The sequence below is a fragment of the Nocardioides luteus genome (genome assembly GCF_000960475.2).
In the GTDB taxonomy this organism is placed as follows: Bacteria; Actinomycetota; Actinomycetes; order Propionibacteriales; family Nocardioidaceae; genus Nocardioides; species Nocardioides luteus_A.
In genome coordinates, this window is record NZ_JZDQ02000007.1 from 171,102 (window position 1) to 180,053 (window position 8,952).

Sequence of the window (8,952 nt, forward strand, 5' to 3'; positions counted from 1 at the left end):
CGTGGCCAGGGTCGGGATCTGTGAGGACGACGCCGACGTCCGCCGAGTCCTGACCGAGGGTCTGCGGCTGGCGGACCACGAGGTGGTGGTCAGCCGGAACGGGCGTGAGGCGATGGCGGCGTTCGCGACCCCGGGCAGCGTCGAGGTGCTGATCATCGACATCGGCCTCCCGGACGCGGACGGCCGCGACGTGTGCCAGGCGTTGCGTACGGCAGGCCAGCACGCACCCGTGCTCTTCCTGACCGCGTTGGACGGCGTCCACGACCGGATCTCGGGGTTCCACGCCGGCGGCGACGACTACGTCGCCAAGCCGTTCGCCATCGGCGAGGTGCTGGTGCGCGTCGACGCCCTCCTCAAGCGGACGCGACCGGCTCCGACGACTCCGACGGGGCTGGTGATGGACCCGGAGCGGTTCTCGGTGCGCACCAGCGACGGGGAGGCCCGGCTGACCCCCACCGAATACCGGATCCTGGCCGCCCTGGCGGCCACGCCCGGTGCGGTGGTGCGGCGCCGGGCCGTGGTGGCGGCGGGCTGGCCGGACGGCGCGATCGTCTCGGAGAACACCCTGGACTCCTACATCCGCCGGGTCCGGGTCAAGCTCGAGACGGCGGGGTCGCCCGTCGAGCTGGTGACGGTACGCGGCGTCGGGTTCGTGCTGCGGTGACCAGGCCGTGGGAGCGACTGCTCGGGCGCAGCCTGCGCGCCCGGGTGGCGTGGAGCACCGCCGCGGTGACCGCGGTCGTGATGGTGGCGATGGTCGGCGCGGTGGGGTTCATCATCTCCGGGCTCACCACGCACCAGATCGACGCGGCGCTCGGCTCCCGGGTCGAGGCCACGGCGGAGAGCCTCCGCGTGGACGCCGGTGGCGACCTAGCGCTGGCTCCGTCGCAGGCCGACGACGTCGACGACCGGGTCTGGGTCTTCGACGCCGAGGGTGGCCTCGTCGCCGGACCGCCCCTGGTGGCGGGGCAGTCGGCTCCGGTGCGATCGCTGTCGGGAGCCATCACGGAGACGACGCTGGTACGCGGCGAGCGTCGCTACCTGGCACGTCCCGTCCGTGTCGAGGGCACCCGGGACACGACGGCGGTCCTCGTCGCCTCCGAGAGCGTGGAACCCTACGAGCGGACCCGCGACGTCGCGCTGATCTCCCTGCTCGCCCTGGGCGCGGTGGTGGTGGCCGGCACCGCCGCGTTGTCGGCGTGGACGGTCGGACGGACACTGCGGCCCGTGCACCGGATGACCGCTCTCGCCGCCGACTGGTCCGAACGCGATCTGGAGACCCGATTCGATCTGACCGAGGGCAGCGACGAGTTCACCGAGCTCGGCAACACCCTCGACGCGCTCCTGGACAGGGTGGCCACGGCGTTGCGGGACGAGCAGCGGCTCACCGCCGAGCTCGCGCACGAGCTGCGTACGCCGCTGACCGCGATCCGCGGCGAGGCCGAGCTCGGCCGGATGGCGACACCGGCGGACGAGCGCTACGTGCGGATCATCGAGCTCGTCGACCGGCTCTCGGCCAGCATCACGACCCTGCTCGCCCTCGCCCGGAACCGGACCGGGTCGACCCTGCGCGCCGACCCTGCCGAGGTCATGGCGGATCTGACCGCCGCGCTGCCCACCCATGGTGTCGACGTCGTGATCGACATCCCGCCCGGCCGGCACCTGGTCGCGGCACCCCCGGAGCTCGTCGAACGAGCCGTGGCTCCGGTCCTGGACAACGCCGTACGTCACGCGAACCGGCGCGTGGTGATCGGAGCCGTCGAGTCGGAGAACACGATCGGGATCACCGTGACCGACGACGGGCCGGGCGTGGACCCGGATCACCGCGAGACGATCTTCGAGGCGGGCACCCGGTTCACCGACGACGACGCCGACGGTGCCGGCCTGGGGCTCACCCTTGCCCGGCGGGTGGCCGTCGCCGCCGGTGGCGACGTCCGGCTCGTCTCGACCGCGGGACCGACGACGTTCGAGATCCGCTTCCCGCGCTGGTGATTCCGATGCCGGGTGACGTGAGTCACAGGAAACCATTGCCCTCGCCGCGCCACTTGCCCTAAAGTTCCAGGGGGCAGAAGGAAGATTCCGCGATACGAAATCGAGGGAGCCATGGGCCTGACACCACTGGAGACTCTGATCCGGCGGGCGCGGGCGCTCCTCCCCGAGGACGGCGTGATCACCGACCACGCCCGGCTGCGGACGTACGAGTGCGACGGGCTGGCCCACTACCGGGTCACCCCGGCGCTCGTGGTGATCCCGGAGACCGCCGAGCAGCTCGCCGCGATCGTGCGGTGCTGTGCCGAGCTGCAGATCCCGTACGTCGCCCGCGGATCCGGCACGGGGCTCTCCGGTGGCAGCCTGCCGCATGCCGAGGGTGTCCTGGTGGTCACCTCGCGGCTGCGGGCCATCAAGGAGGTCCGGCGCGAGGACCAACGCGCCGTCGTCGAGCCCGGCGTCATCAACCTCGACGTCACCCGGGCGGCGACCCCGGTGGGCTACTACTACGCGCCGGACCCCTCCAGCCAGCAGGTTTGCTCGATCGGGGGCAACGTGGCGGAGAATTCCGGCGGTGCCCACTGCCTCAAGTACGGCTTCACGACCAACCACGTGCTCGCCGCCGAGCTCGTCGCCGCCGACGGAGACCGCGTACGCCTCGGTGGGGACGCTCCCGACAGCCCCGGCTACGACCTACTCGGCGCCGTCGTCGGCTCGGAGGGCACCCTCGGGATCGTCACCGAGGTGACGGTGCGGCTGGTGCGGCTGCCGGAGAAGGTGGTCACCCTGCTGGTGGGCTTCGACTCCACCGACCGCGCCGGCGCCGCGGTGTCGGCCATCATCGCAGCCGGCATCGTACCGGCGGCGATCGAGATGATGGACGCGCTCGCGATCGAGGCCGCCGAGGCCGCGGTGCACTGCGGCTACCCCGACGGCGCGGGCGCGGTGCTGGTCATCGAGCTCGACGGCCCGGCCGCCGAGGTGGACGCGGAGTACGCCGACGTGGTCCGGCTCTGCGGGGAGACCGGTGCCTTCGAGATCCGCACCGCGAAGACGCCCGAGGAGCGGTTCCTGATCTGGAAGGGCCGCAAGTCGGCCTTCGCCGCCGTCGGCCGGATCAGCCCCGACTACATCGTGCAGGACGGCGTCATCCCGCGGACCGCCCTGCCCGAGGTGCTGCGTGCGATCACCGAGCTCTCCGAGCGTTCCGGCGTACGCGTCGCCAACGTCTTCCACGCCGGCGACGGCAACCTGCACCCGCTTGTGCTCTTCGACGACGCCGTGCCGGGAGCCGGGGAGGCCGCCGAAGAGGTCAGCCGCGGAATCCTCGACCTCTGCCTGCAGCATGGCGGCTCGATCACCGGCGAGCACGGCGTCGGTGCCGACAAGGCGGCCCACATGCCGAAGATGTACGCCGCCGAGGACCTCGACACCATGCAGCTGGTCCGCTGCGCCTTCGACCCGGACCGGATCTCCAACCCGGGCAAGATCTTCCCGACCCCGCGGCTGTGCGGCGAGCGCCCCGGCCGGCGGCAGGGCGCGCATCCGCTCCAGGAGGCCGGCGTGGCGGAGGTCTTCTGATGTCCGACATCACCGTCTCCGGCGTCACGCCCGGCCGCACCGAGCACCCGGCGAGCACCGCCGAGGTCGCCGAGATCTTGCGCGCCGCGGCGGCCGCGGGGGAGTCGGTGATCCCGACCGGGGCCGGCACCAAGCTCAGCTGGGGCAACCCGCCCACCTCCGCCGACATCCTGCTCGACCTCTCTGCGCTCGACCAGGTGAGCGAGCACGCCTCCGGCGACCTGATCGCCACCGTCGGAGCAGGCATGCCCCTGGCCCGGCTGAACGAGCACGTCGCCACGGCCGGCCAGCGCCTCGCGCTCGACGAGGCGGTCCCGGGCGCGACCGTCGGCGGTGCCCTGGCGACCAACACCAGCGGCCCGCTGCGGATGCTCGCCGGCACCATGCGCGACCTGCTCATCGGTGTGACGATGGTGCGCGCCGACGGGGTGGTCGCCAAGGCTGGCGGCAAGGTCGTCAAGAACGTCGCCGGCTACGACGTCGGCAAGCTCCTCGTCGGCTCGATGGGCACGCTCGCGGTGGTCACCGAGGCGACCTTCCGGCTCCATCCGGTCCCGCAGGGCCGTCGCTGGGTCAGCGTCGCCGCCCGCGACGCGGCGCACGCCGCCGAGCTCACCCAGGCGGTCCTGCACTCCCAGACGGTGCCCTCCGCCCTCGAGGTGGACGCCACCGCCGACGGGACCCGGGTCGACGTGCTGGTCGAAGGACGCCCGGAGGGTGTGGCGGGACGTACGGCCGTCCTGAGCGGACTGCTCCCCGGCGCCGAGACGAGCGATCAGCCGCCCGCGGGCTGGGGCCGCTACCCGTGGGACGACGCCACCGCCAGCCACGTCGGGGTCAAGGTCACCTTCCGGCTCTCCGGCCTCGCAGACGTCGTCGCGGCCGCAGGCGGGCTCGGGATGCGCGGCTCGGCCGGCGTCGGTGTCGCGTACGTCGCCGTCCCGGCCGAGCGGGGCATCGCCGAGATCCGGGCCGTCCTCGCGAGGTTGCGCGAGACCGCCGGCCGTCACGGCGGCAGCACCGTCGTCCTCGACGCCCCGCAGGCGATCAAGGAGGAGCTGGACCTGTGGGGGCCGGTGCCGGCCCTGGACCTGATGCGCCGGGTCAAGGACGAGTTCGACCCCGACCACCGGCTCAGCCCGGGCCGCTTCGTAGGAGGGATCTAGCCCCATGACCGACATGGACATCCGAAATCTCGGCGCCTTCGACGAGGAGCACCCTCCCGACCAGCACCTGCTCGACGACTGCGTGCACTGCGGCTTCTGCCTGCCGACCTGTCCCACCTACCTGCTGTGGGGTGAGGAGATGGACTCCCCGCGCGGGCGGCTCTACCTGATGAAGGAGGGGCTCGAAGGGGAGCCGATGTCGGACTCGATGGTGCAGCACTGGGACAACTGCCTGGGCTGCATGTCGTGCGTGACCGCCTGCCCCTCTGGCGTCCGCTACGACACCCTCATCGAGCAGACCCGCGCCCAGGTCGAGCGCAACCACCCGCGGACGCCGAGGGAGAAGGCGCTGCGGAGCCTGATCTTCGCGATCTTCCCGCACCCCAGGCGGCTGCGCGCGATGCGCGGTCCGCTCCGACTGCTGCAGCGCACCGGCCTGGACCGCCGGCTGCGCAGCACCGGCCTGCTCGAGCGGATGGCGCCGCACCTGGCCGCGATGGAGCGGCTCACCCCGACCATCACCGACGCCGAACCGCTGCCCGAGCTCGTGCCCGCGGTGGGGGAGCGGCGGGCGGTGGTCGGCATGCTCACCGGCTGCGTCCAGGGCGCCTTCTTCCCGGGCGTCAACGCCGCGACCGCACGGGTCCTCGCCGCCGAGGGCTGCGAGGTGGTGATCCCGGCCGGCCAGGGCTGCTGCGGTGCGCTCTCGGTGCACAACGGCCGTGAGCGGGAGGCCCAGGCGTACGCCCGCCGGATCATCGACGCCTTCGAGGACGCCGGTGTCGAGCACATCGTCATCAACGCCGCCGGCTGCGGGTCGACGCTCAAGGACTACGCCCGGCTGCTCGCCGACGACCCCGCGTACGCCGCCAGGGCCGCGGCCTTCGAGGCCAAGGTGCGCGACATCTCCGAGATCCTCGACGAGCTCGGCCCGGTCGCCGAGCGTCACCCGCTCGACCTCACCATCGCCTACCACGACGCCTGCCACCTGGCCCACGCCCAGGGTGTACGCGCCCAGCCGCGGTCGCTGCTGAAGGGCATCCCCGGCGTCGAGCTGCGCGAGATCGCCGAAGGGTCGATCTGCTGCGGCTCCGCCGGCATCTACAACATCCTCAACCCCGAGCCCGCCCGCGAGCTGGGCGAGCGCAAGGCGCGCAACATCGTCGCCACCGGCGCCGAGGTGCTCGTCACCGCCAACCCGGGCTGTCTGCTCCAGGTCGCCTCCGCGATCACCGCGCAGGGACACCGGCTCGGCATGGCCCATCTCATCGAGGTGCTCGACGCCTCGATCCGCGGCTCCTCGCCCGAGGCGCTGCGCAGCCGCAGCCTCTGATTCCCCGACAACTGAACACCCCCACGTCTCGGGGGCTCGACCCATCTCCCACACACGACCCTCGGAGTCGCCATGTTTGAGCCAGCACCGGACCAGGTCGGCGGTTCGCTCGTCCTCAGCGCGCTGTGCGGCGCCCTGCCGCTGATCACCATGTTCGTCCTTCTCGGCGGACTCAAGATGAAGGCCTGGCGGGCCGGCCTCATCTCGCTGGGCGTCGCCCTGGTCGTGGCCGTCGCCCTCTTCGGGATGCCGGCCGACGACGCGATCCTGTCCGGCGCCCAGGGCGCCCTGTTCTCGGGTTTCTTCCCGATCATGTGGATCGTCATCAACGCGGTCTTCGTCTACAACCTGACCGTGCACACCGGCCACTTCGACGTGCTGCGCCGGGCGTTCAGCACGGTCAGCGACGACCAGCGGATCCAGGCGCTGATCATCGCCTTCTCCTTCGGAGCGCTCCTGGAGGCACTGGCCGGCTTCGGTACGCCGGTCGCGATCACCGTGGTGATGCTGATGGCGATGGGTTTCAAGCCGGTCAAGGCCGCCGCGGTCGCACTGATCGCCAACACCGCCCCGGTGGCGTACGGCGCGATGGCCTCGCCGATCAACGCGCTCTCGGACCAGACCGGCTTCAGCGTCGATGAGCTGGGTGCGATGGTGGGTCGCCAGACCCCGATCCTGGCGGTCGTGGTGCCGCTCATCCTGGTCTTCGTGGTCGACGGCCGGCGTGGTCTCAAACAGACCTGGGTCCCGGCGCTGCTGTGCGGCCTCGGCTTCGGCATCGCCCAGTTCGTCGCCTCGAACCACATCTCCGTGCCGCTGGCCGACATCGTCGCCTCGCTCTTCTCGGTCGTGGTGGTCGTCGGCCTGCTGCGGGTGTGGCAGCCGCGGGAGAAGATCTTGGCCGAGTCGCTCGTCGGCTCGGGCCCGGGCGCCGAGGCCCACGACGTGCGCGACAGCCGCAGCGAGATCTTCAAGGCCTTCCTGCCGTACGCGATCATCATCGTCATCTTCGTGATCGTCAGCATCCCGCCGATCAAGGAGGCGCTGGCCCACCGGCCGTTCACGCTCTCCGGGACCGACTACACCCCGACCGTGGTCTTCCCCGGGCTCGGTGACGTCGCGGGGGCTCAGGGCGGCTTCAAGTTCGACTGGTTCCCGGCCGCCGGCACGATGCTGCTGCTCTCGGGCGTCATCACCGCGATCTGCCTGAGGATCCGCCCGGGCGCCGTCGCGACGACCTACCGCGACACCTACCGGCAGCTCGCCCCCGCCATCGTCACCGTGATGGCGGTGCTCGGCCTGGCGTACGTCATGAACTTCTCCGGCCAGACCGGCTCGATCGGTGCCTGGCTGGCGGGCACCGGCAGCGCGTTCGCGATCCTCTCGCCGATCCTCGGCTGGCTCGGCGTGGCCGTGACCGGCTCGGACACCTCCTCCAACGCCCTCTTCGGTCTGCTCCAGGTGACCACCGCGAAGGAGGCCGGCCTCGATCAGGTGCTGATGGCCGCCTCCAACTCGTCGGGCGGTGTGCTCGGCAAGATGGTCAGCCCGCAGAACCTCGCCATCGCGGCGGCGGCCGTCGGCATGGCCGGGAAGGAGGGCGAGATCTTCCGCAAGGTCTTCGGCTGGAGCATCGCGATGCTGGTCTTCATGTGCGTCCTCGTCGCCCTCCAGTCGACCCCTGTCCTCGGCTGGATGGTCCCCTGACCTCGGCTCCCTCTCCCGGATACTATGATGTCCAAGTAAATCGGGGATTCCGCGCCCGACCTGCGGACAAGGAGCTGGGATGGATCGGATCGGCGTCATTGGTGGCGGGTTGATGGGCTCGGGCATCACGGAGGTGTGTGCTCGCTCCGGCCTGGACACCGTCACGGTCGAGGTCAGTCAGGAGGCGGCGCAGGCCGCCGAGGCGAAGGTGCGGGGGAGTCTGGAGCGTGCGGTGAGCCGCGGCAAGCTCAGCGAGGAGGACCTCGCGGGTGCGTTGGACCGGATCACCTTCACGACCGATCTCGGCCGGTTGGGCGACCGCGACCTCGTGGTCGAAGCCGCCTCCGAGCGGGAGGACGTCAAGCTCGACCTGTTCCGGACCGTCGGGGCGCTGCTGGAGAAGGACGACGCGATCCTGGCCTCCAACACCTCCTCCATCCCGATCGTGAAGCTCGGCGCGGTCTCCGGCCGGGCGGCGAACGTGATGGGCGTGCACTTCTTCAACCCGGCGCCGGTGATGCAGCTGGTCGAGCTGATCCCGAGCCTGACCACCTCGCCGGAGACGCTGGAGCGGATGCAGACCTTCGTCGCCAAGACGCTCGGCAAGCAGCCGATCGAGGCGACCGATCGGGCCGGGTTCGTGGTCAACAGCCTGCTGGTGCCCTATCTCCTCAGCGCCGTCAGGATGTACGAGGCGGGCTACGCCTCCGCGGCCGACATCGACAACGGCATGGTCCTCGGCTGTGGCCACCCGATGGGACCGCTGGCGCTCTCGGACCTCATCGGCCTCGACACCGTCCGGGCGATCGGCATCTCGATGTACGACGAGTTCAAGGAGCCGCTCTACTCCCCGCCGCCGCTGCTGGACCGCATGGTCGACGCCGGCCTCCTGGGCAAGAAGTCCGGCCAAGGTTTCTACCCGTACTGAGCCCGCACAGGTGAGTGGAGTCCCGATGACCGACCAGTACCCGTTGTTCGCCCTCTCCGAGGAGCACCAGGAGATCCGCAGGGCCATCCGTGAGATCTGCGATGCCAAGATCGCGCCGGCCGCGGCTGCGGTCGATGAGGAGGCTCGTTATCCGCAGGAGGCGCACGATGCGTTGGTGGAGACGGAGTTCTTCGCACCGCATGTGCCCGAGGCGTACGGCGGGGTGGGTGCGGACGCGCTCGCGACCG

Annotated in this window: 8 protein-coding genes; all 8 read left to right on the forward strand. The window is 71.3% G+C overall.

Features of this window, described 5'->3' with window-relative positions; all coding sequences use genetic code 11:
* The first annotated feature begins 1 nt into the window (after nucleotide 1).
* Nucleotides 2-664, forward strand: coding sequence for a response regulator transcription factor (locus tag UG56_RS06810; protein ID WP_045548079.1), 663 nt, complete (start codon nucleotides 2-4; stop codon nucleotides 662-664).
* Nucleotides 661-1,992 carry a sensor histidine kinase gene (locus UG56_RS06815; RefSeq protein WP_052693384.1) on the forward strand — a complete coding sequence of 444 codons (1,332 nt, stop codon included), beginning with the start codon at nucleotides 661-663 and terminating at the stop codon, nucleotides 1,990-1,992. The genes UG56_RS06810 and UG56_RS06815 overlap by 4 nt, the downstream gene beginning before the upstream one ends.
* Nucleotides 1,993-2,103: 111 nt before the next feature.
* The gene (locus UG56_RS06820) at nucleotides 2,104-3,570 is read left to right on the forward strand and encodes an FAD-linked oxidase C-terminal domain-containing protein (protein WP_045548078.1); all 1,467 of its coding nucleotides are present in this window, start codon (nucleotides 2,104-2,106) and stop codon (nucleotides 3,568-3,570) included.
* On the forward strand, nucleotides 3,570-4,736 hold the full coding sequence (locus UG56_RS06825; RefSeq protein ID WP_045548077.1) for an FAD-binding oxidoreductase: 1,167 nt from the start codon (nucleotides 3,570-3,572) through the stop codon (nucleotides 4,734-4,736). The genes UG56_RS06820 and UG56_RS06825 overlap by 1 nt, the downstream gene beginning before the upstream one ends.
* A gap of 4 nt (nucleotides 4,737-4,740) precedes the next feature.
* Nucleotides 4,741-6,069, forward strand: a complete 1,329-nt coding sequence (gene glcF, locus UG56_RS06830) for a glycolate oxidase subunit GlcF (protein ID WP_045548076.1) — start codon at nucleotides 4,741-4,743, stop codon at nucleotides 6,067-6,069.
* A gap of 72 nt (nucleotides 6,070-6,141) precedes the next feature.
* Nucleotides 6,142-7,776, forward strand: coding sequence for an L-lactate permease (locus UG56_RS06835; RefSeq protein ID WP_045548075.1), 1,635 nt, complete (start codon nucleotides 6,142-6,144; stop codon nucleotides 7,774-7,776).
* Nucleotides 7,777-7,855: 79 nt separating this feature from the next.
* Nucleotides 7,856-8,704 (forward strand): 3-hydroxybutyryl-CoA dehydrogenase, encoded by an 849-nt coding sequence (locus UG56_RS06840; RefSeq protein ID WP_045548074.1) that lies wholly within the window; start codon nucleotides 7,856-7,858, stop codon nucleotides 8,702-8,704.
* Nucleotides 8,705-8,729: 25 nt separating this feature from the next.
* On the forward strand, nucleotides 8,730-8,952 hold a 223-nt coding region (locus UG56_RS06845; RefSeq protein ID WP_143054935.1), incomplete at its 3' end, for an acyl-CoA dehydrogenase family protein.